We start from the raw sequence: 26,860 nt of genomic DNA on the forward strand, positions 1-26,860 counted from the left end.
TGCTTCGGTGAGCAGTTGTCCCTCTGCACCCATTCAAACGAAGTGCGGCGCTCCTATCCGTCGCGCGTAGATGCCCTTTTTTCTACTGCCTTGATAAATATGGCTCTTGTCTGAGTAGCAAGCGCCTCTACCCGCGCTCTTAGCGCTTCGAGATTGGCGCAGCCTGCCGCCTGAGCGAGACGCCGGGCGAACGGTTCGCTGGCATCTTGCGGATCAAATCCGCTGCCATGGGCCAGCCGGGTCAGCTGCGTCACCGCTTCGTAAAGCGCATGGGCTTCCAGCAGGGTGTGACTGTCTGACGCCTCCAGCCAGCCTTCACCTGCCAGCCTTTCCAGCGCCTTGCGCGTGGACGGTTCGCAGCCCAGCCGGCCCGCCACCAGCCCTGCCTGCGCGACGAACTCAATATCCATCAGACCGCCCTGACGCAGCTTGAGGTCCCAAGACGAGCCCGCAGGCTTGTCGCGCTCCAGACGGGCGCGCATGTCGCTGGCGGCCTTGCACACCTCTCCCTCGCTCAGCGTGTGCGCATTGACCGTATCCGAGATGGCCGTGGAGACAGCCCTGTCATCCCCGCTGGAAACGACCAGGCTCGCACGCGTCATCGCCATGCGCTCCCACACCCATGCCTCCTCACGGTAATAGGTTTCAAAGCGCTGCAGCGAGACCGCTACAGGCCCGGCAGAACCCGACGGACGCAAGGCCAGATCAACCGGGTAGAGCGCCCCTTCCTCAGTCGGCGCAGAGAGCGCTGACACAAGGCGCTGGGTGAAGCGCGTGAACCAGACCGGCGCTTCGAGCGGCTGGGCACCGTCGGACTGCTCGGCCTGCGGCTCGTACACGACGATCAGATCCAGATCGGAATCGGCTGATAATTCCCCGCCGCCCAGCTTGCCCATGCCCAGCACATGCCACCGGCCGGGCGCGGCCCCGTGACGGCGCTCCATCTCGCGCTCAGCCGCTTGCGCCATCGCGGTCACACTATGGCGCGCGAGCAGCGAATAGGCCTGAGCGGCCTCGCTGGCCCCTGCCCGGCCCCGCAGAAGCTGCGCGCCTATGCGCAGGCGCTCCTCGCGCACGAAGCGGCGCGCGGTATTCATGGCATCCTCGAAGGTCTCCCCCCGTGCCAGACGCTCCGTCAGCGCTTCCTGGCTAGCTGGCCCGGTCTCCGACAGCGGTGCCGCAAACGCAGGCTCCAGCATCACATCCAGCAATGCCGGGCGCTTGCCAATCTCCTCGGCGAGGCTGGGTGCCAGCCCCAGAATGGCGACCAGCTCGTCGGCAAGCGCCGGATGCGCGGTGAGAAGTGATAGCGGCTGCACGCCGGAGGGCAGGCCTTCAAAAAAGGCCGCAAACCGGGCAAAGGCCGCATCGGCATCGCCGGTCGCGCCAATGGCTTCCACCAGACGCGGCGCCAGGCGCGAGAACAGCCTGCGCGCCCGCTCTGTGCGCGCGGCCCGCGCCCTGCCTGCCGCCCAGCCCGACAGCTGATGCCAGATGCGCATCGGATCGGAAAAGCCCAGCCGGGAGAGCGTTTCAAGCGTGTCAGGCGTCGGTTCCACCCCGGTCAGCACCAGGCTGCCTTCATGGGTGGCGAGGCTCTCGCCCTCCTCGAACTGCTCGGTGAAGGCGTTGTGTACGGCGCGCAGCGTATCGGCCACACGCGCATCAAACGCCTCGAGCCCGGCATAGCCTGCAAGGGCGGCAACGCGTGCCCGGTCAGCATCCTTCTGTGGAAGCGTCTGGGTCTGTTCGTCATCCAGCATCTGGATGCGATGCTCGACATGGCGCAGGAAGCTGTAGCTGTCAGCCAGCACACGCGCCGTATCGGCTTCGATAAGCTCTGCCTCGCGCAAGGCCTTGAGGGCTGACAACGTACCCGCCACGCGCAGCTCCGGCTTTCGCCCGCCAAACACCAGCTGCAGCACCTGGGCGTAAAACTCCACCTCACGTATGCCGCCAAGTCCGAGCTTCACATCGTGCCCGGCAACATTCAGCTCCGCGCGATTGCCAACGGCCTGAATCTGCTTGGCCAGCGCCCGGATGTCCTCCACGGCCGCGAAATCGAGCGTACGCCGCCAGATGAAGGGTTCCAGATCGGCGATGAAGGCGTTGCCGGCTTCGATGTCGCCCGCCACCGCGCGCGCCTTGGCATAGGCGGCCCGTTCCCAGTTCTGGCCTACCGCCTCGAAATAGTGACGCGCCATGTCGCCATTGACCGCCAGCGGCGTCGAGGACGGGTCGGGGCGCAGGCGCAGATCGGTGCGGAAGACATAGCCCTGAGGCGTCATTTCGCTCATCAGGCGCACAAGGCGCTGGGTGAGGCGCGTGGCCAGCTTTTGCGGCTCCTTGCCTTCGGGCACAAGGAAGCGCTCGGCCTCCCACACAACAACCAGATCAATATCGGAGGAGTAGTTGAGGCTCTGCGTGCCCAGCTTGCCAAGCGCCAGCACGGCAAACCCGGCCACCGCACCATCGTCGCCCGCCAGCCCCATCTCCCGCGCCGCAAAGCCCAGCGCGCCCTGAAGGGCGGCATCAGCGAAGGCGGAGATGGTGGCCGTTGTCTGCTCCAGCGGCCATGCGCCAGACAGATCGGCCAGCGCTGTGGCCAGATGAATATCCATCTTGGCCTCTCGCAAGGCCCGCATAAGGTCAGCCTCGGTGTCACATGCGCCTGCCGGGCGCGCGCTGGCAATAACCGCCTCGCACACCGATTCCGGGCTATCCGTGGCCAGCGCCAGCAGGGTGTCGGCGCGCCGCTCCATCAGCCGGGCCAGATAGGGCGAGGCCGACATCACTGCATCAAGAAACTCCGGCGGCCAGGCGGACAGTGCAGCTGACGGAATATTGGCGCGCCGCTGAAGGGCAGCGTCAGCGTCGCGGACAGGAAGCGCTTTAGTGATGCGTTTGGAGACGGGGGCGGTCATGGGACGCAAACTGGCCCGCGTCTGACCTTCAAGGCAAGCGCGTCACGCGCGATGAGTGGGAAACAGCAATGCGATGCGCAGGCCCGGCCCGGCACCGTCCAGCCCGCCGGGGCCGTCATCGAGTTTCAGCTCGGCGCCGTGTACCTCCGCAATGGCCTGAACCAGTGACAGGCCGAGTCCCACACCGGGCAGGTTGCGGCTGGCTTCCAGACGCACGAACCGCTCCAGCACGCGGGGGCGTTCCTCTGGCGGGATGCCGGGGCCGGTATCGGTCACCGAAATCTCCACCGCGCCGCTGGATGTCGCCCGCAGGCGCAACATGATGGCGCCGCCCTCGGGCGTGTACTTGATGGCGTTGTCCACAAGGTTGGCAATCGCCTGCGCTACCAGTTCGCGGTCGCCCAGTATGGAAAGGCCAGCAGCAGCATCCATCGCGAAATCATGGCCGGTTTCCTCGCATACCGGCTCGTACAGCTCGGCCACGTCGGCAATGATCTCTGCCGGATCGAGCGTTTCAAACGCACGGCGGCGCTCGCCGGTCTGAAGCCGGGAGAGCGACATCACGGCATTGAAGGTCTTCAATAGCTCGTCAGCATCCGAGATCGCCTGCGCCAGCGCGGCCTCACGGTCGGCCAGATCGCCTTCGGTCACGAGCGCCGCTTCCAGCCGCCCGCGCATGCGCGTCAGCGGCAGGCGCAGATCATGCGCGATGGAATCGCCCGCCGAGCGCATGCGCTGCATGAGGCGCTCCACGCGGTCCAGCATGTCGTTGAAGTTGGAAGCGAGGTCATCAAGCTCGTCACCGGAGAAGTTGCGCGGCGCACGGCTCTGCAGCCGTCCGGCCATCACTTCACGGGCCGCTGCATTGATGTCATCGAGACGGCGCGAAAAGCGCCGGCTGACCACCGCGCCCGACACAATGCCCATCGCCACAGCGAGGCCCGACGCGATCAGCACAGCGTTGAGGATATAGGTGACGAAGCGCGCCTCGTCCTCGACATCAAGGCCGACGAAAAGCGTGTATCCGCCTTCCAGCTCGCTGATCAGGCCGCGCGCCGCCCGGCTGGGCTCTGCCGCCGTCTGCCCGCCAAGCGGCGCACGCTCATAGGTGAAACGCACACGCCCCTGATCGTCCGGCGCGATGGCCGGAAGGTTGGAGATATTGCCCGACAGCCGCCGCCCGGATGGCTGGTTGAGGAGATAAAGAAATTCCCCGCCAGCCACCGAACGCTGGACGATATAGCGGTTGGCCGCAGCGGCCCCTTCAGCCCGGAAGCGCGCCTCGATGGCGATGCTTTCCTGCGCAATCGCATTATCGGCGCGGCGCACGCCCGCGGTAACAGTCGCGGCATAAACCAGCGCCAGAATGACGAAGCTGGAAACCGCAAACAGCGCCGCCGACAGCAGGGTTAGCCGGAAGGCCGTAGTACGGGCAAAGGATGGCAGGACGAACCTGCCATCCGAGCCCGGAGTGGACAACGGCGCGTCGCTCACGCCTGCAGCCGGTAACCGGCACCGCGAACGGTGTGCAGCATGGTCGACCCGAACGGCTTGTCGATCTTGGAGCGGAGCCGGGAAATGTGGACATCGATGACATTGGTCTGGGGGTCAAAGTGATAGTCCCAGACCTTTTCCAGCAGCATGGTGCGCGTCACCACCTGTCCGGCATGACGCATGAGAAACTCCAGCAGGCGGAATTCGCGCGGCTGCAGGAGCACATCCTCCCCGCCGCGCTTAACCGTACGCGCCAGGAGATCCATCTCCAGATCACCCACGGCAAGCTGGGTCTGGACCGAGCCCGGATCTCGGCGCCGGGCGAGAACCTCGACGCGAGCCAGAAGCTCGGCAAAAGCGTAGGGCTTGACCAGATAATCGTCAGCGCCGGATTTAAGCCCGTCCACCCGGTCATCCACCTCGCCCAGAGCGGAGAGAATGAGGATCGGGGTTGCCATGCCTTCGGCGCGCAGCGTCTCGATCACGGACAGCCCGTCACGCCGGGGCATCATCCGGTCAACGACCAGCACGTCATACTGGCCGTCACGGGCCATATCCAGGCCCTCCTCGCCGTCATGGGCTGCGTCGCAGACATGCCCCGCCTCGCGCAGGCCCCGGCACATGAAGGCCGCTACCTGCTTGTCGTCTTCCATGATGAGAACGCGCATGCCCGGAACTCCCGATCCAGATAGTGATTATGCCGCCCTATTCAGCGTCCAGCCGGAGAGCGACATAGCGCACCCCGCCCTGCTGCCGGGCTACCAGAACAAGCACCGCGTTGCGGTTGCTCTCGCGCGCCGCCGCCACTGCGGCCCGCAAATCCTCGACGCTGCTGACATCGCGGCCACCCGCTTCCAGAATGACATCGCCATTGCGTATATCGCGGCGCGAGGCTTCGGAGTCTGAGCGCACACCGCTCACCAGAAGGCCGCGCGTTCCGCTGGCACCCACACGCTCGCGCGCAGCATCGTCCGCCGGAGCGAGGCTCATGCCGAACACTTCATTGCGCGAAGGCTGGACTTCAGGCGTGGATGACGGCGTACCGGCATCCGGGCGCTCCGACAGGCGGACGCGGATGGTGCGTTCACGGCCGTCACGGATCACGCGCAGCTCGACCCGCTCGCCAGGCGGCACCGAACCGATGCGCTGGAACAGCTCGCGCTGCTCGTTCACAGCCTGACCGTCAATGCGGATGATGACATCGCCGTTCTGCAGGCCGGCTTCGGCGGCCGGGGTTCCGGCGATGACTTCAGCAACCAGCACGCCGCGCCGGTCACGCGGCAGGCCAAGGCTCTCAGCCAGATCAGCGGTCAACGATTGCGGCGCAATGCCCAGATAGCCGCGGCGCACTTCACCGCCTTCGATCAGCTGGTCAACAACGGACGCGGCCAGATCTGAAGGGATGGCGAAGCCGATGCCGACATTGCCGCCCGTGGGCGAGAAGATCGCAGAGTTCACGCCCACTACATTGCCATTGAGGTCAAAGGCAGGGCCGCCGGAATTACCCCGGTTGATGGGGGCGTCGATCTGCAGGAAGTTCGTGTAGAGCTGGGTATTGCCCAGAGGGCGGCCAATCGCGGAGACGATGCCGGCCGTCGCCGTGCCGCCAAGGCCGAACGGGTTGCCGACAGCCACGACCCAGTCACCCACACGGATGGAGGGGGTGCGGTCCAGGCTGACATGGGCAAATTCCCTGCCCGAGCCGTTCACCCGCAAAAGGGCAATGTCCGTCGCCGCATCCCGGCCTACCACTTCCGCCGGAAACTCGGAGCCATCTGACAGCGTCACCGTGATCTCGCTGGATCCGGCAATGACGTGTTCGTTGGTTACAAGCAGGCCGTCAGCGGAGATGAAGAAGCCAGACCCTTGCGAGCGGCGCTCACGCGGCTGGGCCGGGGCACCCTGCCCGCCAAAGCGCTCGAAGAACTCGCGGAACTGGGGCGGAATGTCGGACAGGTCCGGCACACCCCGCGGATCGACGCTGCCCGCCGCCTCAATCGAGACAACAGCCGGACTGACCCGTTCGATCAGGTCGGCAAACGACATCGGCGTGCCGGGCGGCATGGAAGCCGCGCTTCTGGCGGTCTGGGCCGATGCGCCCGGAGAGAGCTCCATCGGCATCAGGCAGACACTGCCCGCAAGCAGGGCGGGGATCAGAAGCGAACGGAAGGCGCGCGGTGACATCATGAGAAATCCTCTGGCGGTTGGGTGTGGTTTGACCCCGCTTGCAAGGGCGGAGCCAGATCGTCCCTGACCGCGTTCATGAACGGGTCAGGCTCTACGCTCTATTACCAAATGGTGACGAAGCTGTAATGATAAAGGGGGTCAGGTCTCGTCACCCGCATAGGCGGTGTCGATATGGGAGCTGCGTTCCAGCGTGCGGTGGACCGGACACTTGTTCGCAATCTCGACGAGCTTGTCTGACTGCTCTGCGCTCAACCCGCCCTCAACCGAAATCGCGCGGGTAAAAACATCGCGCGGCGGCTGGCCGTCTTCGGCGTCGCTTCTGGCATGGGTCACGTGGGTCGAGATACGCCCCAGCGCCCAGTTCTTCCGGTCTGTATACATCCGCAAGGTGATGGTGGTGCAGGCAGCGAGCGCGGTTGAAAGAAGCTGATAGGGAGCCGGACCGGCATCAAACCCGCCAAGCTCCTCCGGCTCGTCGACCAGAAAGCGCGCTTCGCCTGTCGATGCCCAGCTCAAGTAAGCGCCCTTGCCTGTTTCCTGCACGAGGGCTGAGTTATGGCCCGGTGGCGAGGCGGGCGCAGCAGGCAGCGGATCGTTCAGCGCATAGCGCTCCGCCCAGGCTGCGATGACCTTGGCTGCGTGGGCCGCATGCGCGGCGCCGGTCAGCAAATGATCGCCATCATCAAGACTGAGAAAGCTCTTGGGATGTTTCGCAGCAACGAACAGCCGCGTCGCGTTATCGATACCGACAATCTCATCGCGCGGCGCGTGCGCGACGAGCAGGGCCGCTTTCAGCCCTTTGGCAGCGTCCAGCACGTTCTGTCCGGCAATGTCGTCAAGGAACTGCTTGCGGATGGTGAAGGGCCGTCCCGCCAGCTGGACGCGCGCCTCGCCGGTCTGGTGGATCGTGTCCACATCATCGGTGAACTGCTTCTCCACATGAGCCGCATCGGCAGGTGCGCCGATGGTCACGACCGCCTTCACTTCGGGAATTTTTTCCGCCGCCACCAGCACCGCCGCGCCGCCAAGCGAATGCCCGATCAGGATGGAGGGGGCCTCGTAGTGCTCACGCAAATGATCGGCAGCACGCAGCAGATCTTCAATGTTGGAGGAGAAATTCGTATTGGCGAACTCGCCGTCCGACTGCCCGAGCCCGGTGAAATCAAAGCGCAGGACCGCAATGCCGTGAGCTGCCAGTTCGCGCGCCACCCGTGCGGCCGCCAGCGTGTCCTTGGAGCAGGAAAAGCAATGGGCAAACAGCGCATAGCCGCGCGGCGGCGCCTTGGGCCTGTCCAGCCTTGCCGCCAGCGTCTCGCCCTGGCTGCCCTCAAATTCCAGCTTTTCCGACCGCATCTCACCACTCCTGCTTTGCCTTGACGGCAGGAGTGTCCGGCAAGCAGCTTGCGCTTACAAGCCGTCCTTGGCGGCCTTGCGGCGCATGCTGGTGAACAGGAGCGCGCCGCCCAATGCCAGAAAGATCAAAGGCGCCAGCCAGAGCGGCAGAGTGCGCGGCTCCATGGGCGGGCGCATCAGCACTTCATGGCCAAAGCGCGCCACCAGCGCGGTGCGCACGGCCTCGTCTTCGCGCCCTGCGGCAATCTCCTCGCGGATGAAGCGGCGCATATCGCCCGCCATCGGCGCACTGGAATCCAGCACCGACTCGCCCGCGCACACCATGCAGCGCACTTCACGCATCAGGCCTTGCGCGCGCGCCTCGTCAGCCGGTGCCAGTTCGGGCGCGGCCTGCAGGGCCAGGGCCATCAGGAGCGCGGCGATCATGGCAGCACCGCGCGTTGGCGGCGGGTAAGCACCTGCGCTGTCAGTGCCGATAACCCGCCCAGCACGATCAGCGTCGCGCCAAGGCCCAGCATCCAGACCAGCGGGTGGAAGGCGGCGCGGATTTCGTAAGCCGCACTGCCGTCCTCGCGCGGACGCGCCTCGCCGATGGAGACATAGAGGTCGCCAGTGATGGACGAGCCCAGCCCCACTTCGCGGGTATGCTGGTCAGCCGCCCAGTAGAAACGCCGCTCCGGGCTGATTGTGCGCCCGTCCGACACGGCAAGCGTGGCGCGATCCGCCAGATAGTTCGGGCCATCGGCGCGGCGCACATCGGTGAGGGTCAGCGTGTGTCCGGCAATCTCTATGCTTTCACCGCGGCCGAGCGCGCTGTTTACATCCGGCGGGCGCGAGGCATCGGCTGCCGCGCCCAGCGCGATGAAGCCGACCCCGGCATGCGCCATGGCCCGTCCGGCAGCGGCGAATTTCAGCGCACGCGTCTGTGCCAGCGGGAAGGCTTTCGCGATGTCCATCACGGCCCCGGCCATCGCCCAGACGCCCAGCGCCCCGCCAATCACCGCCAGAACCGGCGCGCCAAACCAGACCAGAGCGATACCCGCCAGCGCCGCCGGCACCAGCAGCAGTGCAGCGCGGATCTGTTTCAGCGCCGGTTTCGCGCCGCCATTCGACCATGGCAGGAAGGGCGCCAGGGGCATCAGAAGGAGCGTCAGGACAAGCAGGGGTGTTGCGGCCGCATCAAAATAGGGCGGGCCAACCGAAACCGGCGCACCGCCCAGCATCTCCACAAACAGCGGGTAGAGCGTACCGACCAGCACCACGCCCGAAGCCGCCGCGAGAAGCAGATTGTTCGCTCCAATGAAGGCTTCGCGGCTGGTCGGCTCAAACCCTTCGCCCTCACCCAGATGCCCGGCACGCAGCGCGAAAAGCCCAAAGCCCGCGACGGCCGAGACGCCCAGCATGCCCAGAATCCAGACGCCACGTTCAGGATCGAGTGCGAAGGCATGTACCGAGGTGATAACGCCCGAGCGCACAAGGAAGGCGCCGAGGATCGACAGGATATAAGCCAGCAGCGCGAGGAAAACCGTCCAGCCGGGAAACGCCCCGCGCTTTTCGGTGGCGATGGCGGAGTGAACCAGAGCCGCCCCCAAAAGCCAAGGCATGAAACTGGCGTTTTCGACCGGGTCCCAGAACCACCAGCCGCCCCAGCCGAGCTCGTAATAGGCCCACCACGCGCCCAGCGAGATACCGGCCGTCAGGCTCGCCCAGGCGCCCAGCGCCCAGGGCCGCAGGGCGCGGGCAATATCGCGTCCGCTGATTTTCTGGATCAGTCCCGCCGCAGCAATGGCAAACGCTGCCGACAGGCCGACATAGCCCAGATAGAGGAGCGGCGGGTGAATGGCCAAGGCCGGATCCTGCAGGATCGGGTTGAGATCGCGTCCCTGCAGGGGCGCCGGGTCCAGCCGGTCGAACGGGTTGGACGCAAACACCAGAAAGGCGAAGAACAGGGTCTGCAACAGTCCTTGCAGGCTGACAGCGCGCGCCCTGAAAGCCGGCTCGGCCGGCCCCACCCGCGTCAGGCCATAACCGAAGAGCGCCAGAATGAGGCACCAGAGCAGCATCGAGCCTTCATGCCCGCCCCAGGCCGCCGTGATTTTGTAGAAAAGCGGCTTGTCGACATGGGAATGCCCCGCGACATACGCCACCGAGAAATCTGACTGGACAAAGGCCGCAATCAGCAGCGCAAAGCCCAGAGCCGAAGTGAGAAGCGCTGCAAGGCTGGCCGTGCGCCCGGCAGCGGCATAGGGAGAACGCCCGCCCTGACTGGCCCCAGCCCAGCTAAGCGCCATCTGCGCGAGTGAGGCGATCAGGGCCAGCGCGATCAGAAAACGGCCAAGCTCGGCGATCATGTCCGGCTTTGCCCGATGCGCGCCTGACCGAGCGTCCAGGCATCGCGCCCGGTGCTGCCCGGCAGCGCACCTTGCGCCTCGGCGCTGGCCAGCGCAGAAGCCACTTCCGGCGGCATATAGGCTTCGTCATGCTTGGCCAGCACGCGGCTGGCCACGAACAGGCCGGTTTCCTCAAACGCGCCTTCAGCCACAATGCCCTGCCCCTCACGGAACAGGTCAGGCAGCGACCCCGCATAGGTAATACGGATGTCTGCGATCGTGTCGGTTACCGAGAAGCTTGCACCGCCCGATGCGGGACGCTCGACCGAGCCTTCGATCACCAGTCCGCCAACCCGGATGCGCTCGCCGGGCAGTGGCGGCGCTTCGGCGACCATGGCCGGCGAGTGGAAAAAGGTCATCGCATCACGCAAGGCAAAACCCGCCAGCACACCGGCAGACACCAGCACGCCGGCAGATGCCAGCACGACCCAGAGACGTTTGCGCGCCTTGATCACTCTGTTTCACCCTCTGCTTCAGGCTCCAGACCGCCCGCCCGTTCAAGCGCGTTGAGGATAGCGCCGATACCGGCATCTCCGCCAGCGCGCGCGCGCGCCTCGGTTATCGCTGCGCGGGCGCCTTCGCGGTCATCAAGCACTGCGCGCACACGCGCCAGCACCATCCAGCGGGTTAAATCATCCGGATCCGCTTCAAGTCCAGCCTCCAGCCCTGCGACCATTCGTGCCACCATTGCGTCGGGGCTTTCATCCGGGTCCATCGCCCCGGCATCCATCATCTGCGGGCCGCCAGCAGGACGCGAAAGCAGATCAGCTGCACGAACGGCAATCGCCTGCCGGAAAGGGTCATCGGAAGGCAGGCGCCCGACAATGCCTGCCCAGTAATCCAGCGCCGCCTCGCGATCACCGGCATCATAGGCCGCAGCGCCCAGGAAAAAGGCCGGTTCAGGCAGCGTGCCGTCCAGCTCCATTGAGGCGGCAAATGCGCGCTCGGCTTCGGGGGTGACAGTGCCTTCGTTGAGATTGACCAGCGCCTGTCCAAGATCGGACAGCACGCGCGCGTCTTCGCGCACGCGCACGGAGCGTTCCAGCATCGCAATGGCTTCCAGATGGCGCCCGTCAAACGCCAGAAACCGGCCCAGCATGGCCAGCGCTTCAGGATTGCCGGGTTCACGCCTTACGATGGCGCGCAGGCGTTCCTCCTGCTCCTCCCCCGTCAGCTCGTCCGGCGGTATCGCCGCCAGCCGGGCTTCGGTGTCCGCATAGGGCCGCCCCTCCAGACCGGGCTGTCCGCCGGCCAGATAGATGCCCAGCGCACCGACCGCGAGACCCGCCATGACGCCAAACGCTACCAGCCGGTGCATGGGCGAGGCGGCGCCTTTGGCCAGCGGGGATGCAATCCACATCGCCACACCCACGCCCAGCGCTGCAATTATCAGCGTGAGAGCAATCATGGCGCACCCTTTGCAAAAACCAGAACCAGATTATTGGCGGGCATTTCCAGCCGTTGCAGGAGGGAAAATCCGTATCGCGCCGCGAGCGCCTCGACATCCTCGCGTGCCCGTACGCCCCAGCGCGGATCGCGCGCCTTCAGGCTGGCATCAAAGTCCAGATTGGACGGCGCGGTGTCTGCTCCCTCCAGGAACGGGCCGTACAGGATCAGAAGGCCGCCCTCGTCCAGCAGCGTTGCGGCCCCTTCGGCGAGGCCTTCAGCCGCTTTCCACGGCGCGATATGGATCATGTTGGCGCAGAACACCGCAGATAGCGGCAGTGGAACGGCCTGCCACCAGCCGGATTGCTGCGTGTCCAGATCAAGCGCGGGAGCAATGCGCCCGGCGCCATCGCGGGCCCAGTCATCAATACTGGCGCGAGAGGCCGCGTCTGGATCGCTGGGTTGCCAGTGAAGATCAGCGCGCCCGGTCACACAAGCCAGAGCATGCTCGCCAGTGCCGCTGGCGATTTCGAGCACCCGCGAACCTTGCGGCAGAACCCTCGCAAGCGCCGCGGCGATGACCTCGCGATTGCGCGCTGCACTGGGCGAGCTGAGGCGTGCGCCGGTCTGGCCGCGATCCTCAAGGGCGATGGGAGATGAACGGGTCATCCCGCCTACATAGGCTGCTGGCCGCCCGGGATAAAGCCATTCACGCGGCGCGTGCTGCGGCTGCGCGCCGCAGGAAGACCGATGCAATATCCTGTTGCCCCATCGCCGTCATCAGCCGCGCGATGACCGCAGCACGCTCCGTCAGATCGCTATCGCCCGGAGTGTTTCTCATCTGTGCCAGCAACATTTCCGAGACCATGTCGAAGCGCTGGCCGATCCGGTCCAACACTCCAGCATGCGCGCCGCCAACCGCTGCCCGCGACGCATCATCACGCGTCAGCCGCAAAAAGGTGCAAAACACCTCCATGCGCGTAGCCGCCGACGCCAGCGCCTCGCCCGATAGCTTCAGTCTTGCCGGCAACGGCTTGTGCGGATCGGGGACCGTCTTGTCGAGCTGGGTCAGGGCGGCCGCATGGATCGCCTCCATCTGGGCCGAGGCACGCTGGCGCAGGGCCAGTATCTGGCGTCCCCAGCCACCATCCTTGCGGATGCCTATTTCCCGGCTCATCCCCACCGTGACCGTGGCAAACTGGGTCAGGGCAGCGGCCATCTCGCGCGCAGCCTCGATACTGGCAGGGATCTCGGCAAACCCGCTGACATAATAGGCCGCATCTTCCAGCAGGGCGTCACCTATGGTGGAAACATCGGTACGCGAAAGCAGGAAGTCATCGTCGCGCCGCACAATCTTCTCGAACACGCGAAGTATGGCCCAGGGGCGTGTCAGGCGCGCCATGACCAGATAGAGAAACCAGACACCTGCGTCCGGGTCCGCCGCACAAGCCTCGTCATACTGGTCGCGCAGCGTCTGGGCCAGTTCCTCACTTAGCTCGGAAACTTCTTCCGGAATGCCTGCCATGGCTGCGCGCAGGACCGGCGCCGTCCGCAGGATGGTCGCCAGATCGCGCACCGCACGAAAATCACTGACCCCAAGCCGGTGGCGCAACTGCTTGGTGGCGCGCGGATCGTCACGCAGCTCGTCAATCGTGGCCAGGATACGCCGCGAAGCGTCGGCCCTTAGCCCATCCTCGGCCCTGTCATCGGGCGGCAGGAGCGGGTTTGCGCACCGCGCCTTCATGTCCGATGTGATGTCAGGCGCGAGCGTTTCGTCCAACCAGCCCCACACGGTCGCCAGCATGGCAGGCGGGATATGCGCCAGCGATGGACGGGCAAGGGCCGGATCAAGGCTCAGCGGCGCAACAGGCGAGAAAAAGCGCTCCCGCGCATAGACTTCCGCCTTTCTGGTGCAGGCATGAAGCAGCTGGCCCATAGCCTCGTCGCCTGCCCCTGCCGCCTCCACGATGCGGGCCGACAACGCCGCAGGCAGGGCGCTCATCAGGGCGCGCAACTGGGCGATCTTGGCGGGTGTCAGCGTGGTCATTGAAGTGGCCAGGATGGAAAATCCGGGGTCCAGCGTCACATTTTGCGGTTAATGGCGCGTTTCCCCTGTGCGGGTCACGCCGGGCAGCACCAGACGGGCACTCAAACCGCCCAGAGGGCTGGCTTCCAATGCCAGCGCCCCGCCATAGGCTTTCACCAGATCACTGACGATCGACAAGCCAAATCCGGTCCCCGGTGCCTGCTCGTCCAGCCGCACACCCCTGCCCAGAACGCGTTCGCGCGCCTGCGGGTCCAGACCTGGCCCGTCATCGTCCACGCTGAGCACAATCGAGCCGTCCGCTCCGGTGCGGGCACTGACCTGCACCGCGCCGGCCGCCCATTTGCAGGCATTATCGACAAGATTGCCGACAAGGTCTTCGAGATCCTGACGCTCGCCGCGAAACACCGGATCGCCTTCGACTTGCCAGTCGAGCTGTACATCACGGCGGGCATAGATGCGGCGCAGCGTCCGGCCGAGATCCTCGACCACCTCGCCAACGGGGGTTCGCGCGCCAATGGCCTTGGCGTTGGCGGCGGCCCGGGCCCGCCGCAAATGGTGCTCCACCTGCCCGGTCATCGCATCGGTCTGACGGCGGACAAGATCACCCAGCCGGGTGTCATCGCCGCGCGCCTCGTTGGAGAGCACGGTAATCGGCGTTTTCAGGGCATGCGCAAGATTGCCGACATGGGTGCGCGAACGCTCCACCACCTCGCGCGAGTGATCGATCAGCGCATTCAGCTCGGTAGCCAGCGGCAGCATTTCGGACGGGTACTGACCGGAAATCCTGTGCGTTTCGCCGTCACGCACACGGGCCACGGCGCGCCGCAATTTCAGCACCGGAGACAGGCCAACGCGCACCTGCACCACCACGCCAACGGCCAGCAGGATCGCGAAGCCGGCAAGCAGGCCGGCCGCAACGAGGCCGAATGTCCAGACACGCGTGTCGGACGGACGCCGGTCTTCCGCAGCGATGATGATGACAGGCTCTTCCAGCCCCGGCAGGACGACGGCCCGCGCCGAAAGGCGCAAAGGCTCACCGTCCGGTCCCGCCGCGTTGCCCGCGACAGGCTGGCCATTGGCGGCAATCGCCGCCGCCCGCACGCTGTCAGAGAGAATAATGGTTTCATCCCACAAGGAGCGGGAGCGCTCGACAGGCTCCGCATCAGCGGGCGCACCGGCCCGGCTCACCTGCCAGTAGCGGCCGGAGAACACCTGGCCAAATCGGGGGTCCAGCAGCTCGCGCGTCAGCACGACGCCGCCATCGGGCGTCGCTTCGAGCTGGATCAGCAGAAATTCGGCGATATTGGCCTGCCGGTTATCAAGGTCCGTCAGCACGGTCTGGCGAAATACCGCCGTCAGTGACACCGCGCCGACCGTCAGCAGGATGAGCCCCCAGCTGAGCGCGAGAAGGCTCAGCCGCCTGAGCAGCGATCCGCGTTCGATCAGCGTGTCACTGCTTTCAGCGCTCACCCCGCCTTGGCCCGCGTGTCAGGACCGGGCGCCACCAGCCGGTAGCCCAGCCCGCGCACGGTCTCGATCCGGTCATTGCCGATCTTCTTGCGCAGGCGGCCGACAAACACCTCGATCGTGTTGGAATCACGGTCGAAATCCTGATCGTAAATGTGCTCGACCAGCTCGGTGCGCGAGATCACGCGCTCACGATGGTGGATCATGTAGGAGAGGATGCGGAACTCGTGCGAGGTCAGCTTGACCAGCTGGTCGCCGACAAACACCCGCGCGCCGCGCGTATCCACAGACAGATCACCCATCTCGATCGTTGAGCTGGCATGCCCCGCCGCCCGCCTGGTCAGCGCACGCAGGCGCGCCAGCAATTCTTCAGGGTGGAAGGGCTTGGTCAGATAGTCGTCCGCGCCCGCATCAAACCCCGCCACCTTCTCGCTCCAGCGGTCACGGGCGGTGAGGATCAGAACGGGGAAGTCGCGGCCCGCACTGCGCCAGCGCTCCAGCACGCTCACGCCATCAAGGCGCGGCAGGCCGAGATCGAGCACGACGGCATCATAGGGCTCGGTATCGCCCATGAACCAGCCTTCCTCGCCGTCACCGGCCTCGTCCACGGCGTAGCCGGAATGGTCCAGCACGTCTTTCAGCTGGCGGCGCAGATCGGGATCGTCTTCAACTATCAGGGCGCGCATCAGACACACTCCGTTGAGCAAGGTACAAGCATTACATGACCCGGCCAGTGGCCGCATCAACGCGCACGTCGATCCGGTGGCCTTCCTGGGTCAGTATTTTCACGATGTAGTAGGCAGAACCCGACCGCACGAGCTCGACATCAAGAACCTGCGCGCCGGGATAGCGGCGGCGCACATTGTCGATGGCGACGCGGGCGGGCACGACATTGCCCGACTGACGCTGGTCACGCGCTTCATCGGCCGAATAGCGCGAGCGCGGGTCAAACGCCTGCGCCTCGCCTGACACGTCAGACGCACGCGCATCGGCGGCCGCAAGAGCGGCCAGGCAGGTCAGGAGAAGGGCATAGCGTTTCATCATGCCGACATGTTTCGCACCGGAGCGCTGAACCTTATCTGAACGACAGTGTCATTCTGCAGACATGCAGGCTCCGGGCCAAGCACGCATGCATTAGCTCTTTAAACGCCTGCGCGGGTCATATCCCGTCGGTGGACGCCAGCTTTCTGCAAATTCTTCCAGCTCAGGATCACCTGATGGCAGATCGACCATCAGCCGGATGAGCTGATCGCCACGCTGCCCGCCGCTTTTGGGCGCGCCGCGCCCCTTCAGACGCAGCACCGCCCCGGAACTGGCACCGGCGGGAATACGCACCTCCACATCGCCATCCAGCGTGGGCGCGCGCACCTGCCCGCCCAGCACCGCTTCTTTCAGCGATATGGGAAGGTCGAGGCGTATGTCATCGCCCTCGCGGCGGAAATGGGGATGGGGCGCAATCCTGATCTCGACGAGCAGCGCGCCGGGCGGTCCACCCGATAGCGAGCCATGGCCCTGCCCTTTCAGGCGCAGCACCTGCCCGTCATTGACGCCTGCGGGGATGGTCACATCCAGCGCCCGCCCGCCGGGCAGCGACAGGCGCTTTTTCGTGCCCAGCACCGCTTCGGGCAGGCTGATGCGCACCTCGCTGCGCAAATCGGCGCCCTTCTCCGGCGCGGACCGGCGGCGCTGTCCGCCTGCATTCTGGGCCGCGAACAGATCGGCAAAGATGTCGCCCAGATCTTCAAACCGTCCTTGCGGCCCGCGCTGGCCCGGCCCGGCACCGGGGCGTGAACGGTAATGGTATTGGGGCCGCTCCTGGCCCTGCCCGTCCACCTCGCCCCGGTCAAAGCGCGCGCGCTGTTCGGGATCGGACAAGAGCTTGAAGGCCTGCGTCACCTGTTTGAAGCGTTCCTCGGCGGCCTTGTCGCCGGGGCGCGCATCAGGGTGCAGCTCTTTGGCCAGCTTGCGGTAAGCCTTGCGGATCTCGTCCGCCGGGGCACGCTCCGAAACGCCCAGAATCGCATACGGGTTCATCATGATGCAGATGGGATAGCAGCGCTTTGACCGCTTGGCGATGTGGCGTGCTGCAGGGCTCAGGGCAAGGGGGCAGGCAGTGTGCCTTGCGCCGGGCGGCCCGGCCCGGTCCGCGCTGACGTTTGTGCCACCTGCCAGTAGGCACCAGCGGGCAGTTCCAGAGCCGTTTCAGACGGAACAAGCATTGAGGGCAGCGTGCTTTCGCCCGTCCACAGCAGCGCCCCGGCATCGTCGCTGATTTCTACCCGGTAGAGCTCTTGCGCCTCGCCCAGCGCCACCTCGCCCACGCCCCAGGCATCGCCCTCAAGGCGGGTGCGGCGTATCCAGCTCAAGGCGAGCTCATCGCCCTGCCAGACGGCTTTGAGATGCACCGGCGAGAGCGGGCGATATTCCACGCCCTCATAGAGGGCTTCCACCTGCCTTGCGGAGACATCGTCAAGGCTGCGCCCCGGCGGCACGGCAATCAGTGTCAGTCGCGCACCAAGGGCGTTGGCATCAAGGGGCAGCACCGCGCCTGCCCCGTCCAGCACTACCACGCGCGCACCGGACGGCGCGCCGCCAATGGCGCTGCCGCCTATGCCGCGTACCAGGTCACGCAATCTCCATTGTGACGGCGCTACCAGCTCGGCGCTCGCAAACTGGATGATTTCCCACCCGTCCGCGCCTTCCACCGCGAGCTGATTGACGCCTGACAGCGCCGATAATGGAGCCACGCTCTCCAGAGCGCCATCAAACAAGGTGATGTCGAGCACGCTTGCCCGGTCCCACCTGCCTTCAAATCCGGCAGGCAGATCAGCGGTCAGGCGGCCAAGGCTCGCAGGCTGCTCCAGTTCGAGCACCGGCGCCACAGACGACGCATCCGGCCCGGCATAAAGTGTCAGCGGACCGGGCCACGGCGCAGCAAAGGCCGCGACCCACAGCCCGCCCCTCTCGGACGTTTCACCAGGCAGGACAGGCAGATCAAGCGCCACCAGAACGGGCCGCGATGGCGGGGCCTGATCCGGTTCCCGCGATGAGGGCTGCGTCCCGGCCAGAACAGGATCACGCGCAGCGGCCGTCACCAGAGCGGCCTGACGGGCGGCGACGCCTTCAAGGCTTGCCACCATTAGCGGCGCGTCCATGCCGGTTTCGCCAGACAGGATGAGCGTATCGCCAGCCTCCACCGCCATCAGGGACGGCGGCAGCGTCAGATCAACGCCCAGCGCGCCCGCCTCATCACTGCGTAGCAGGCCTTGCGCCCAGCCTTGCGCCTGACCGGTATCGGCGAGAATGCGCAGGCCAAACTCCGCCACGCCCTCCACCGCCGCATCCAGCCCGCGCGCCGAGGCGATGGCCGGGCTGTAAGCTTCATCATCGGCGATATGGGCGATGCGCACTTCGCGCACGCGTCCTGCCGCTGCTTCGTGGGTGATGACCAGCGGCGGCGCATTGCCCGCGCGCAAGCAATGGCTGGCATCAAGGCTTGTGACGGCCAGCGCCGAACGCGGCCACGCGGCCACGCCATTGGCGCGGTCCACCATGTCGAAGCCGTAGAGCGCACCCAGCCGGACGAGCACATCGCGCGCCCGCTCCCCGCCATCAATGACCAGCCCGGCGACGAGGCCGTCGAGCCGGGTTGTATCCACCGCATCGAGACCGGCGCGCGCGGCCACATCCTGCACGATGCGCGCAAGGCTCGCCTGCCCGGCACGGCCGGTCAGCCAGTGGCCGAGCTGCCAGTTCGCCCCGTCATCCCAGACGGTGGACAGGGCGGGAAATTCGGGGAAGGGCCGCGCATCCCACGTCCAGGCATGACTTAAGCCGAGGTCGATCATCGGCCCGCCATAGAGTGGCGAGACGGGATTATTGGCACCCTGCCAATAACCCATCAGCGCCTCGATATAGCGCCGCTGGACCACGTCATCGCGTGTGCCGCGCGAGAAGTATGGCGCGAAACTTTCAGAGCTTTTCGGATCGATGAAGACATTGGGCTGGTTTGCGCCCTTGTCGACCGCCGGGCAGCCATATTCGATGAAGGTGAAGGGTTTGGAGCGGGGAACCCATGCCGTCGGCTGGGCCAGGCGTGTCCCGGATGCGTCGCGCTCGTGATGGGCCTCGCTCCACCAGCTGCGCAAATCCTTGTAGCGCCAGATCCATGGCTCGCCCTGACCATCGGTGATGGGCGTGCGGGTCTGGCTCTCCCGGTCAGCGGGGCTGGCATAATACCAGTCAAACCCCTCCCCGCCCTCGACCTGTGAGACGAGATAGGCCGGATCGTGGGTGGAGGTGAAACCGGCCAGCGCATCGAGATGGCCTGCGCCGTCGCGCCAGTCCGCCAGCGGGATATACCAGTCGAGGCCAATAAAATCGATATTGGCATCCGCCCAGAGCGGATCGAGATGGAAGCGGCGCTCGCCCCCGCCCGGCGCATGGCCCCAGTATTCCGACCAGTCCGCCGCGTAGGAGAGCTTGCACCCTGCCCCCAGCAGCGCGCGCACCTGCCCGGCCAGCGTTTTAAGGTGTGCGGTCGCCGGATAGACGCCGGACGCGGAGCGGATAGTGGTCAGCCCGCGCATCTCCGACCCGATGAGGAAGGCGTCCACCCCGCCCGCCGCCGCCGCCAGTGCCGCGTGGTGCAGGATGAAGCGGGAAAACCGCCACTCATTCGGCCCGGAATAATGCACCTGTCCGGACGACGTGCTGAAATGGGATGCGCTGGCGCTACCGAAAAAGCTCGCGACCTGCGCAGCGGCGGCAGAGCTGGCATCAACGCTGCCCGGCTGGCCGGGCGCGGGATGGCAGGTAATGCGTCCGCGCCACGGAAAGACCGCCTGCTCGGCCCCGCCATAGGGGTCTGGCAAGCCATTGCCTTGCGGCACATCCATCAGGATGAAGGGGTAGAGGACTATCCTGTAGCCACGGCTTTTGAGGAGCTGGATGGCTTCGATGACGCTGCGGTCAGAGGGCGTGCCGCCATAGACCGGCTTCTCTGGCCCGCCGCTGATCAGGTGCGCGTGCTCCCGGTTCACACCGCCAGCCCGCCAGGCATGGGGCCGGGTGATCTTGTCAAAGGACTCGATGCCGGGGCGAATCTGGCACTCCCCGCAGCGCAGATCAGTCCCGATCCAGGCGGTGACCAGCGCCACAGAGCGGCATTCGGGCAGGCGCATGGCCAGATCATCCAGCGCCGCCTCGATATTGGTATCGGCGCGCAGGATATGGACGTTTTCCGGCGCGTCGCGCCCGTCTGCGATCTCGCGCATGACCGGCTGGCTCGCATAGGCAAACTCGCCCGATGCCGGGATCAGGCACACGCCCTCGATGAGGCTTTCCAGCGAACCGGCTTCGGGCGCATCGCCGCCGCCCAGCACCTCGAAGTTCAACTGGGGAATGCGCAAACCAAAATCGTCCAGCGGCAAATCCTCAAACACTACATAGGCAAGGCCCTTGTAGGCGGGCGCGGCCTCCACCCCCTCGATCATCGCGATCAGCGGGTCGGGCAGCTGGCCTTCAGTTCCGGCATGTACGCGCATGGTGACGCGCCCCGTATCCAGCGGCGCGCCATTGGCCCAGACCCGCCCCACACCCGCAATCGGCCCCTCACACAGGGCGACGGCGAAGCTGACCGAATAGGCATAGCTGCGCGTGGAGCCGCCCGCACCCTTGCCCGAGCGCTGCTCCTTCACCCGCGTCTCGCGAAAGCGCGACGCCCAGATCACCTGCCCGGCAAGGCGCATCCGTCCATAGATGCGCGGCACAGGACTGCCTTCAGTGGAGGTCTGGATGTCCAGCCCGTCAGGACGTGCAGGCTCGCGCCCGCCCGCAGAAAACAGGCGTGCCACGCCCTGGGCGGCAAGCGTACGCAAGGCACCGGCGGCAAGGCGCGCGCCAGCGGCAAAGGCCATCTGGGCCATGGGAGATGTCCTTGTTCGGGAGAGAGATCAGTCAGGGATGGGAAAGGCCGCCACAGCACTGATGCGCCTCATCCAGAAGCCATCCAGCGGCGTTTCGGCCACCGCCCGCCCCTGCCATGCGTGAATGATGGAATGGGGTGTGGAGAGGATGGCGCAATGGCGCGACGGTCCGCCGACGCGAATACGGAAGAGAAGCACGTCGCCGGGTTGGCGTTCATCGAGGCCACGAGGATCGAAATGCCGGTTCAGCGCCGCCAGCAGCGTATCTTCACCTGATCGCTCCGCCCAGTCCGGGCTGTAGGCGGGCAGGGTTTCAGGCTCCGGGCCAACACACACCCGCCACACGCCGCGCACCAGCCCCAGACAGTCCGTGCCAGCGCCCTTGCAGCTTGCCTGATGGCGGTAGGGCGTGCCGATCCACTGACGTGCCTCGGCAATGATCGCGGCGCGGTTGGCGCTCACCGGCGGCCTCCATCGCGCACGGGCTCAGACCCCGCATGGCGGATCAGTACATCGTTGCCGGGAATGTGCGGGCAGCCCCGGAAGCGGGCAAAATTGGCAAACTTCGCCCGGCACGTTTCCGCCCGGCCATCGCACCCCGCAATGATATGGAATGTGTCGCCTGCCGCCAAGGGAAAGGCGGGCGCGCCGGCCAGCGCGATCTGCACCGCGCCGCCGCGCAGCTCATGGGTGTCGATGCGTGCCGCTGCACCCGCATTCGCGCCGGTCAGCCAGACCAGCCTGCCATGGGCAAACCAGCCGGGCGTGAAGCCGGCAAGCCCCGCTGCGGTGAAGCTCGCCGTGCTGGCCACATCCGCCACGTTGCCTTCGCCGGTATAGGCGGGAGCAGACACATCCACGCCGCAGCGCGCGTCGCCCAGCTCCGCATCACAAGTCTTTGAAAACACGCGGCCAATGCGCCGGTTCAGGCGCGCGGAAAGCCCTGCGAGCTCCACCTCGAACCCGGCGCCAGAGCGGCGTATCTCGCCAATCTCGCCAGTGAAGACGCGCACAGCGGTCCCCGGCGCTGCCCAGTCCACCCGCCAGACCTCCACGCGCGCGCCGTCATAAAGCCCTTTGGCGATGCCGGTCGCGCTGATCCGGTCTGAACTGACCGCTCCGAAGGCCGCACCGCGCGCCGGACTGCCGGTTTCTGCGCGGATATGGCCGGGGATCAGCCCGCTGCCCGGCTCGCACGCCACGCCGTCAATCTCCAGCACGCCATCATGGTCGGTAAAGCCGAGCTGCGTGCCGTCACGGCGCGTAATCAGCCAGCACCAGGCCAGCTGCGTCACGCCGCTATCCAGCGCGGCCTGCATGGCAGGAGGAAGGGAGAGCATGGAAGCCTCATTCAATTCGAAGAAATTTCGTCATTCCAGAAAGCGCAAAGCGCTTATCTGGAACCCAGCGCTCTAACAAAAAGACTGGGTTCCGGCTTTCGCCGGAATGACGAGGGGGGGTGAAGAACTGGTCGTCTGACTTTCAACCGGGTCCCCGGCCCCCGAGCCGGGGTCCATGTTCAGCCATTGAGCTTTTCCATGGGTCCCCCGTTCCCCGTTTTCACGGGGACAGGCGGGGCGGGGGACCCCGGTGGAGAGGTTCCGGCGATAACATTTTCGACCGGCGAGCGCGGATGCGTGGAGCATCACTAGGAGAGTCGCACCTCAACCAGCGGCACGCTGAAGACCGCACCGGCGCGGAAGGCATCGAGCGCGATTTCCAGCCTGTCGGTGTCAAAGCGCACCGGTACATCAAAGCGGAAACCGGCGCTGACGCTGGCGCCATCAGGGGCCGGTTCGGCCAGCACGATCTCCGCGCCATCGAGCGTGAAGCCCGCCGCCGCGCCATTGACCGCCACCTGCACACTGCCCGCCACGGGCAGGGCAATCGGGCGCAGATAGACGCCCTCTCCCTCGCCATAGCGTTTGAGAAGCGGGAAACGGGTCCGCGTGCCATCGCCCAGCCCCAAAAGCTGGTCGCTGGCGCTCACCTGCGCGGACGGCAGGCACGAGGCATGATCGGCCGGATCGCGAAAACGAAAAGCATGCAGACGCCCGCGCCGCGCCTCGAAAAACGCCGTCAGCAAAGCCAGATCATCTGCCGAGCGTACGCCCGGCCCCGCGTCCCAGCGGCGGCGCGAATGCGCCCAGGGAGAGTTGCGCTCCTCATGGCCGCTGGCGAGCTCGACAATCTCGGTGAAGCGTTCCGGCCCGCCGCGCGCGCCCAGCCCCACGCTTAACGGAAAGAGGACGTCGTGAAACGCGCTCATAGCCGCTCACTCCCGGCGCGGACCGCGCGCGCAAGGCTCGCGGCAATCTGGCCTTCACTGCGGCGCACGGCGGAAAGCGTATCGCCGCTCGCCTGAATGGATATGTTGATGATGGGTGCGGCACCCGTCTGCGCGACCGCGCCATTGGCCATGGGCGTGAACACTTCCGGCCCGCGCTCACCCACCAGATAGCTCTGGCCCGCCAGCACCGGACCACCTTCCGCGCGCTGGCCGGTAATCCCGGCGATCTGCTGGCCCAGCATCTGGCCCAGCGGATTGATGATGAACCGGTCCAGCGCCAGGCGCGCCAGCGATTGCAACGCCTCTTCCACCATGGTGTGGATGGAGAGCGAGCCGGAGCGCGCCGCGCGTTCCATGGCGCGGGCAATGTCATCGCCGGTGCGCTCAAACGCACGCGAGACCGACAGGGCGGCCTCTTCGGCCTCGCGCGCGGCGCTGGTAAGAGCACCCGCATCAAAGCGGTCAGTATCGGGCATGGCTCATGCCTTTCATGGATTGAAATTCAGTCAGGAAAGCGCGCCGCCAGCGCCCGCAGGGCCGCCGGGTCGGGCAGATCCGGAACACCCGCAACGGGCTGCGTCAGCGCCCGCCATTCGGCCAGCGACAGCGCCCAGAAAGCCTGCGGCGTCAGGCCGAGGCGCAGAACCGCAAAGCTCAAACACGCCGCCCAGTGCGCGTTCATTGCGCCGCCGCCTCGAAGGTGCGGGCGATGGCCTTCGCGGCCTCTGCGGGCGTGATGGCCAGCGTCCGGGCATCTGCCGCGCTACCGCCCGCCCGCAGGAGGATGGAGAGCAGGTCCAGCATGCCGCTGGCACTCAAGGAGGCGAGCTTCGGCCCGATTTCGGTCATGCCTGACGCGCCGGTCAGCGCCTCGATCTCGGCCAGCGCGCCCAGCGTCAGGCAGAGCACATGGCGCTCCCCGCCCGCCTCCAGCACCACTTCGCCGCGCTGCGGATTGGCCATGGTCACAGCGCCTCGAAGCTGAGCGCGCCGGCAGAGGCGAGCGAGATCGAGAACGTCGCCTCGCCATCATGGCGCCCGGCATATTCCAGCGCGCTGATGGCAAACGGGCCTTCAATGATCCCGAACTCCGGCATGACCAGCTGGAAGTTCGGCGTCGCGCCCGCGAAGAAGTGCTGCCTGATGGCATTATCCCCCTCACCGGAGAGGAAGATACCCGTGCCGGTGACGGCAGCCGTTTTCACGCCCGCCCCGGCGATCAGCTCGCGCCACTGGCCGGGGCTGTCTGCGTGGGTGGCGTCGATTGTGCGCGCATTGAGGCTCAGCGCTTTTGCGCGCAGGCCCGCCACGCTGGCAAAGCTCTCCGGGCTCGCGCCATTGCCGAGCTTGATGAGCATGTCCCGTCCTGCCTGGGCAGTCATGGGCGTCTCCTTTTTTGGGTTGAATTGCAGGCAAGAAAAAAGCCGCCCTAAAGGCGGCTTTTGATCAGGTGGGGAGGGCGCGTTGCCTCACCTTAAGGAAATCACCCTGTCAGCTAATTGCTGGTCACCAGCTTAGGGCGGGGAGTGGCTGCTGTCCTACGAGGGGATGGCGGCAATGGCCACGCAGGACCGCCAGCGATCCGCAGGAAGTTAGGACCGCATTCTTCAAGCTCGCGAACCTGAGCATGCAAATCCCGTATAACTTGCATTTGCTCATCGATAGTCTTTTGCGCGTTCTCCAACGCCTCACAAATTTCTCTGTCGCGCTTCTCTGCAGCAGCGCGCCCGCAACCCGGCTTGGGCGCTTTGCGACCCATCGCCTTTTGCGCAGACAGCCACTGCTCAATCGCATCAAGCGCGTTTTCCAGCGCCTCCTGCGGGGTGTCGCCGTCAGAAAGGCACCCATTCAAATCGGGTACAACAGCAATGTACCCGCCACCCTCTTCATCGGGCAGTGGAGCAACCAGAATCTCGTACTGGTTATTTGCCATTGTCATCCTCCTGCATGTGCAAGTGCGCGCAGCAAAACTCCGCGAACAGCCTAATATATAGCGGCTTAATCGGTCGTTTATAAGGCACGGTCACGTGACCTTGCGTCACATGTACGCTTGAGAAAACGTAATGGCTCCCGCCATTTGGGGACTGAACACGAAGCCCAACCTTCTCGGCAACACTCACGACCTGCTCAATCCGCCAATCATCTTTCGGATTGGCGAGCATTTTTTGTAGCGTTTTCGGCAGCTTAGCGCCCGACTTAGGCATTTTCGCCGCAACTGGCCGCCGAGCCATTGCGCTCTCCCCTGTTAGTCTCGACACAACATCACCGGCTTGGTGGAGTCAACTAACGTCGTAAGTCCCAGCGTACGGGGCGGCCCAACATGTGCCGTCGCCGCCACGCAGGACAAGGCGTTACTCTCTTTCTAGGTTGAAAATCAGACGGTCTGGACCAGCGCCCTGATCCGCACCAGGCCGTGGACGGCGCGTTCGTCTGCGCCCTCGAAATGGTCGGTGTAGACGCATCGGCAGAGGACAAGGCGCCAGCCATCAGGCAGGGCGAACTGCGCATTGTGCAGCGCGGAGGCAATCGCGCCGGTGATGGATTTCACTTGCCCAAAGTCATGGCGGCGGGTCCAGACATGAAGGGTCAGGCGATGCTCGCTCAGGGGTGCGCTATCACCATCCAGCGGTCGGCTCTCGCCCCGGCCCAGCGCCACATAAGGGTAGGCCGCGCCCGCCGGTGCGCGGTCATGGATGCGTGGTGGATTACCGAGCTGTTCCTGCACGCCCGCATCGGCCGCGAGATGCGCAAGGATAGCGGCCTGCAGCGCCTTGGCCGCGCTCATAACCGCACCTGCCGGAAGGGCCGTAAGAGACTCTCCACCGTTTCGGGCAGGCGCGCCGGGCCACGCCCCGTGGCGAGCGAAGGTTCGCTGGCCGCATAGCCTTCGGTCACCAGGCGCAATACCGCCTCGATCAGGGCGGGCGGCACGTCGCTGGCGGTCTCGCCATAACCTGCGGTGAAGTCGATTTCGATGCCCGCCGCCAGCCGCCCCGGCCTTGGAAAAGCAAAGGGCGCGCGGGCGATCAGGCGTCCGGGGTCGGCGCTGGCGTCGACGCGGTATTCGTCCGCATCCCAGAGTGTTACCTCGCCTGCGCGGTCGAAAATGCGCACGGCCTCCACGCTGACGGCAGGGGCAACCGCCAGCGCGAAGGCCGTGCCACAGCCCGACAGCCGGCGGATCGGCCAGCCATCGAGTGTCTCGCGGAAAGTACGGACAAGAAGCGCCCGGCCCGTCTCGGCCTCCACCCGCGCGGTTGCCGTATTGATGAGCGCGGTGATGCTAGCGTCCTCGCCCGCATGGCCGACACGCAGCCACGCCTTGGCATCAGACAGCGCAATAGGCGCTGCGGGGGCTGCCCCCAGCGTTTGAAGTCCCATGGGAGAAGCTCCTC

Annotated in this window: 26 protein-coding genes; all 26 read right to left on the reverse strand. The window is 65.9% G+C overall.

Features of this window, described 5'->3' with window-relative positions:
• Positions 1-53: 53 nt before the first annotated feature.
• The 26 genes from X907_RS10110 to X907_RS10240 all read right to left on the reverse strand — a co-directional run bounded on the left by X907_RS10110 (position 54) and on the right by X907_RS10240 (position 26,846).
• Complete coding sequence (locus tag X907_RS10110) at positions 54-2,924, reverse strand: bifunctional [glutamine synthetase] adenylyltransferase/[glutamine synthetase]-adenylyl-L-tyrosine phosphorylase (RefSeq protein ID WP_127567626.1); 2,871 nt, start codon at positions 2,922-2,924, stop codon at positions 54-56.
• Positions 2,925-2,966: 42 nt separating this feature from the next.
• The gene (locus X907_RS10115) at positions 2,967-4,418 is read right to left on the reverse strand and encodes a sensor histidine kinase (RefSeq protein ID WP_233352302.1); all 1,452 of its coding nucleotides are present in this window, start codon (positions 4,416-4,418) and stop codon (positions 2,967-2,969) included.
• Positions 4,415-5,086 (reverse strand): response regulator transcription factor, encoded by a 672-nt coding sequence (locus X907_RS10120; RefSeq protein ID WP_127567628.1) that lies wholly within the window; start codon positions 5,084-5,086, stop codon positions 4,415-4,417. Before X907_RS10120 ends, X907_RS10115 begins: the two co-directional genes overlap by 4 nt.
• A gap of 37 nt (positions 5,087-5,123) precedes the next feature.
• Positions 5,124-6,605 (reverse strand): Do family serine endopeptidase, encoded by a 1,482-nt coding sequence (locus tag X907_RS10125; RefSeq protein ID WP_233352304.1) that lies wholly within the window; start codon positions 6,603-6,605, stop codon positions 5,124-5,126.
• A gap of 138 nt (positions 6,606-6,743) precedes the next feature.
• Positions 6,744-7,958, reverse strand: a complete 1,215-nt coding sequence (locus X907_RS10130; RefSeq protein WP_127567630.1) for a bifunctional alpha/beta hydrolase/OsmC family protein — start codon at positions 7,956-7,958, stop codon at positions 6,744-6,746.
• Between the two features lie 54 nt (positions 7,959-8,012).
• On the reverse strand, positions 8,013-8,384 hold the full coding sequence (locus tag X907_RS10135; RefSeq protein WP_233352306.1) for a cytochrome c-type biogenesis protein: 372 nt from the start codon (positions 8,382-8,384) through the stop codon (positions 8,013-8,015).
• Complete coding sequence (locus tag X907_RS10140) at positions 8,381-10,309, reverse strand: heme lyase CcmF/NrfE family subunit (protein WP_127567632.1); 1,929 nt, start codon at positions 10,307-10,309, stop codon at positions 8,381-8,383. Before X907_RS10140 ends, X907_RS10135 begins: the two co-directional genes overlap by 4 nt.
• Positions 10,306-10,803, reverse strand: coding sequence for a cytochrome c maturation protein CcmE (ccmE, locus tag X907_RS10145; protein ID WP_127567634.1), 498 nt, complete (start codon positions 10,801-10,803; stop codon positions 10,306-10,308). Before ccmE ends, X907_RS10140 begins: the two co-directional genes overlap by 4 nt.
• A complete protein-coding gene (locus X907_RS10150) occupies positions 10,800-11,756 on the reverse strand; it encodes a tetratricopeptide repeat protein (RefSeq protein ID WP_127567636.1) in 957 nt (318 codons plus the stop codon). The genes ccmE and X907_RS10150 overlap by 4 nt, the downstream gene beginning before the upstream one ends.
• A complete protein-coding gene (locus tag X907_RS10155) occupies positions 11,753-12,403 on the reverse strand; it encodes a DUF938 domain-containing protein (RefSeq protein WP_127567638.1) in 651 nt (216 codons plus the stop codon). The genes X907_RS10150 and X907_RS10155 overlap by 4 nt, the downstream gene beginning before the upstream one ends.
• Before the next feature lie 40 nt (positions 12,404-12,443).
• A complete protein-coding gene (locus X907_RS10160; protein WP_127567640.1) occupies positions 12,444-13,781 on the reverse strand; it encodes a hypothetical protein in 1,338 nt (445 codons plus the stop codon).
• Positions 13,782-13,829: 48 nt separating this feature from the next.
• Positions 13,830-15,251 carry an ATP-binding protein gene (locus X907_RS10165; protein ID WP_233352307.1) on the reverse strand — a complete coding sequence of 474 codons (1,422 nt, stop codon included), beginning with the start codon at positions 15,249-15,251 and terminating at the stop codon, positions 13,830-13,832.
• Positions 15,248-15,934, reverse strand: coding sequence for a response regulator transcription factor (locus X907_RS10170; protein ID WP_127567642.1), 687 nt, complete (start codon positions 15,932-15,934; stop codon positions 15,248-15,250). The genes X907_RS10165 and X907_RS10170 overlap by 4 nt, the downstream gene beginning before the upstream one ends.
• A gap of 31 nt (positions 15,935-15,965) precedes the next feature.
• Complete coding sequence (locus X907_RS10175) at positions 15,966-16,292, reverse strand: PepSY domain-containing protein (protein WP_127567644.1); 327 nt, start codon at positions 16,290-16,292, stop codon at positions 15,966-15,968.
• Between the two features lie 90 nt (positions 16,293-16,382).
• Positions 16,383-17,288, reverse strand: coding sequence for a DnaJ C-terminal domain-containing protein (locus tag X907_RS10180; RefSeq protein ID WP_127567646.1), 906 nt, complete (start codon positions 17,286-17,288; stop codon positions 16,383-16,385).
• Positions 17,289-17,341: 53 nt separating this feature from the next.
• A complete protein-coding gene (locus tag X907_RS10185) occupies positions 17,342-21,175 on the reverse strand; it encodes a baseplate multidomain protein megatron (RefSeq protein ID WP_127567648.1) in 3,834 nt (1,277 codons plus the stop codon).
• Between the two features lie 27 nt (positions 21,176-21,202).
• Entirely contained in the window at positions 21,203-21,637 is a 435-nt protein-coding gene (locus tag X907_RS10190) for an NlpC/P60 family protein (RefSeq protein ID WP_127567650.1), read from the reverse strand.
• On the reverse strand, positions 21,634-22,515 hold the full coding sequence (locus X907_RS10195) for a DUF2163 domain-containing protein (RefSeq protein WP_127567652.1): 882 nt from the start codon (positions 22,513-22,515) through the stop codon (positions 21,634-21,636). The genes X907_RS10190 and X907_RS10195 overlap by 4 nt, the downstream gene beginning before the upstream one ends.
• Positions 22,516-22,823: 308 nt before the next feature.
• Positions 22,824-23,444 carry a DUF2460 domain-containing protein gene (locus X907_RS10200; protein WP_127567654.1) on the reverse strand — a complete coding sequence of 207 codons (621 nt, stop codon included), beginning with the start codon at positions 23,442-23,444 and terminating at the stop codon, positions 22,824-22,826.
• The gene (locus X907_RS10205; RefSeq protein ID WP_127567656.1) at positions 23,441-23,941 is read right to left on the reverse strand and encodes a phage tail tape measure C-terminal domain-containing protein; all 501 of its coding nucleotides are present in this window, start codon (positions 23,939-23,941) and stop codon (positions 23,441-23,443) included. Before X907_RS10205 ends, X907_RS10200 begins: the two co-directional genes overlap by 4 nt.
• 26 nt (positions 23,942-23,967) lie before the next feature.
• Positions 23,968-24,147 carry a phage tail assembly chaperone gene (locus tag X907_RS10210; RefSeq protein WP_127567658.1) on the reverse strand — a complete coding sequence of 60 codons (180 nt, stop codon included), beginning with the start codon at positions 24,145-24,147 and terminating at the stop codon, positions 23,968-23,970.
• Entirely contained in the window at positions 24,144-24,428 is a 285-nt protein-coding gene (locus X907_RS10215; RefSeq protein WP_127567660.1) for a GTA-gp10 family protein, read from the reverse strand. Before X907_RS10215 ends, X907_RS10210 begins: the two co-directional genes overlap by 4 nt.
• Before the next feature lie 2 nt (positions 24,429-24,430).
• Entirely contained in the window at positions 24,431-24,847 is a 417-nt protein-coding gene (locus X907_RS10220; RefSeq protein ID WP_127567662.1) for a phage major tail protein, TP901-1 family, read from the reverse strand.
• 113 nt (positions 24,848-24,960) lie between these two features.
• Positions 24,961-25,398, reverse strand: a complete 438-nt coding sequence (locus tag X907_RS10225) for a type II toxin-antitoxin system HicB family antitoxin (protein ID WP_127567664.1) — start codon at positions 25,396-25,398, stop codon at positions 24,961-24,963.
• 441 nt (positions 25,399-25,839) lie between these two features.
• Positions 25,840-26,250 (reverse strand): DUF3168 domain-containing protein, encoded by a 411-nt coding sequence (locus X907_RS10235; RefSeq protein WP_127567666.1) that lies wholly within the window; start codon positions 26,248-26,250, stop codon positions 25,840-25,842.
• Entirely contained in the window at positions 26,247-26,846 is a 600-nt protein-coding gene (locus X907_RS10240) for a head-tail connector protein (RefSeq protein WP_127567669.1), read from the reverse strand. Before X907_RS10240 ends, X907_RS10235 begins: the two co-directional genes overlap by 4 nt.
• Positions 26,847-26,860: the final 14 nt, after the last annotated feature.

This window comes from Glycocaulis alkaliphilus (genome assembly GCF_004000605.1).
Classification (GTDB): domain Bacteria; phylum Pseudomonadota; class Alphaproteobacteria; order Caulobacterales; family Maricaulaceae; genus Glycocaulis; species Glycocaulis alkaliphilus.

Bases quoted from the DNA above. Each gene is read 5' to 3' on its own strand.
- X907_RS10170 (WP_127567642.1), bottom strand. From the start codon at position 15,934: ATGCGCGCCCTGATAGTTGAAGACGATCCCGATCTGCGCCGCCAGCTG.
- X907_RS10150 (WP_127567636.1), bottom strand. From the start codon at position 11,756: ATGATTGCTCTCACGCTGATAATTGCAGCGCTGGGCGTGGGTGTGGCG.
- X907_RS10215 (WP_127567660.1), bottom strand. From the start codon at position 24,428: ATGGCCAATCCGCAGCGCGGCGAAGTGGTGCTGGAGGCGGGCGGGGAG.
- X907_RS10135 (WP_233352306.1), bottom strand. From the start codon at position 8,384: ATGATCGCCGCGCTCCTGATGGCCCTGGCCCTGCAGGCCGCGCCCGAA.
- X907_RS10225 (WP_127567664.1), bottom strand. From the start codon at position 25,398: ATGGCAAATAACCAGTACGAGATTCTGGTTGCTCCACTGCCCGATGAA.
- X907_RS10240 (WP_127567669.1), bottom strand. From the start codon at position 26,846: ATGGGACTTCAAACGCTGGGGGCAGCCCCCGCAGCGCCTATTGCGCTG.
- X907_RS10185 (WP_127567648.1), bottom strand. From the start codon at position 21,175: ATGGCCCAGATGGCCTTTGCCGCTGGCGCGCGCCTTGCCGCCGGTGCC.
- X907_RS10125 (WP_233352304.1), bottom strand. From the start codon at position 6,605: ATGATGTCACCGCGCGCCTTCCGTTCGCTTCTGATCCCCGCCCTGCTT.
- X907_RS10195 (WP_127567652.1), bottom strand. From the start codon at position 22,515: ATGCTCTCCCTTCCTCCTGCCATGCAGGCCGCGCTGGATAGCGGCGTG.
- X907_RS10140 (WP_127567632.1), bottom strand. From the start codon at position 10,309: ATGATCGCCGAGCTTGGCCGTTTTCTGATCGCGCTGGCCCTGATCGCC.
- X907_RS10130 (WP_127567630.1), bottom strand. From the start codon at position 7,958: ATGCGGTCGGAAAAGCTGGAATTTGAGGGCAGCCAGGGCGAGACGCTG.
- X907_RS10210 (WP_127567658.1), bottom strand. From the start codon at position 24,147: ATGAACGCGCACTGGGCGGCGTGTTTGAGCTTTGCGGTTCTGCGCCTC.
- X907_RS10235 (WP_127567666.1), bottom strand. From the start codon at position 26,250: ATGAGCGCGGCCAAGGCGCTGCAGGCCGCTATCCTTGCGCATCTCGCG.
- X907_RS10160 (WP_127567640.1), bottom strand. From the start codon at position 13,781: ATGACCACGCTGACACCCGCCAAGATCGCCCAGTTGCGCGCCCTGATG.
- X907_RS10110 (WP_127567626.1), bottom strand. From the start codon at position 2,924: ATGACCGCCCCCGTCTCCAAACGCATCACTAAAGCGCTTCCTGTCCGC.
- X907_RS10205 (WP_127567656.1), bottom strand. From the start codon at position 23,941: ATGCCCGATACTGACCGCTTTGATGCGGGTGCTCTTACCAGCGCCGCG.
- X907_RS10120 (WP_127567628.1), bottom strand. From the start codon at position 5,086: ATGCGCGTTCTCATCATGGAAGACGACAAGCAGGTAGCGGCCTTCATG.
- X907_RS10200 (WP_127567654.1), bottom strand. From the start codon at position 23,444: ATGAGCGCGTTTCACGACGTCCTCTTTCCGTTAAGCGTGGGGCTGGGC.
- X907_RS10155 (WP_127567638.1), bottom strand. From the start codon at position 12,403: ATGACCCGTTCATCTCCCATCGCCCTTGAGGATCGCGGCCAGACCGGC.
- X907_RS10220 (WP_127567662.1), bottom strand. From the start codon at position 24,847: ATGACTGCCCAGGCAGGACGGGACATGCTCATCAAGCTCGGCAATGGC.
- X907_RS10175 (WP_127567644.1), bottom strand. From the start codon at position 16,292: ATGATGAAACGCTATGCCCTTCTCCTGACCTGCCTGGCCGCTCTTGCG.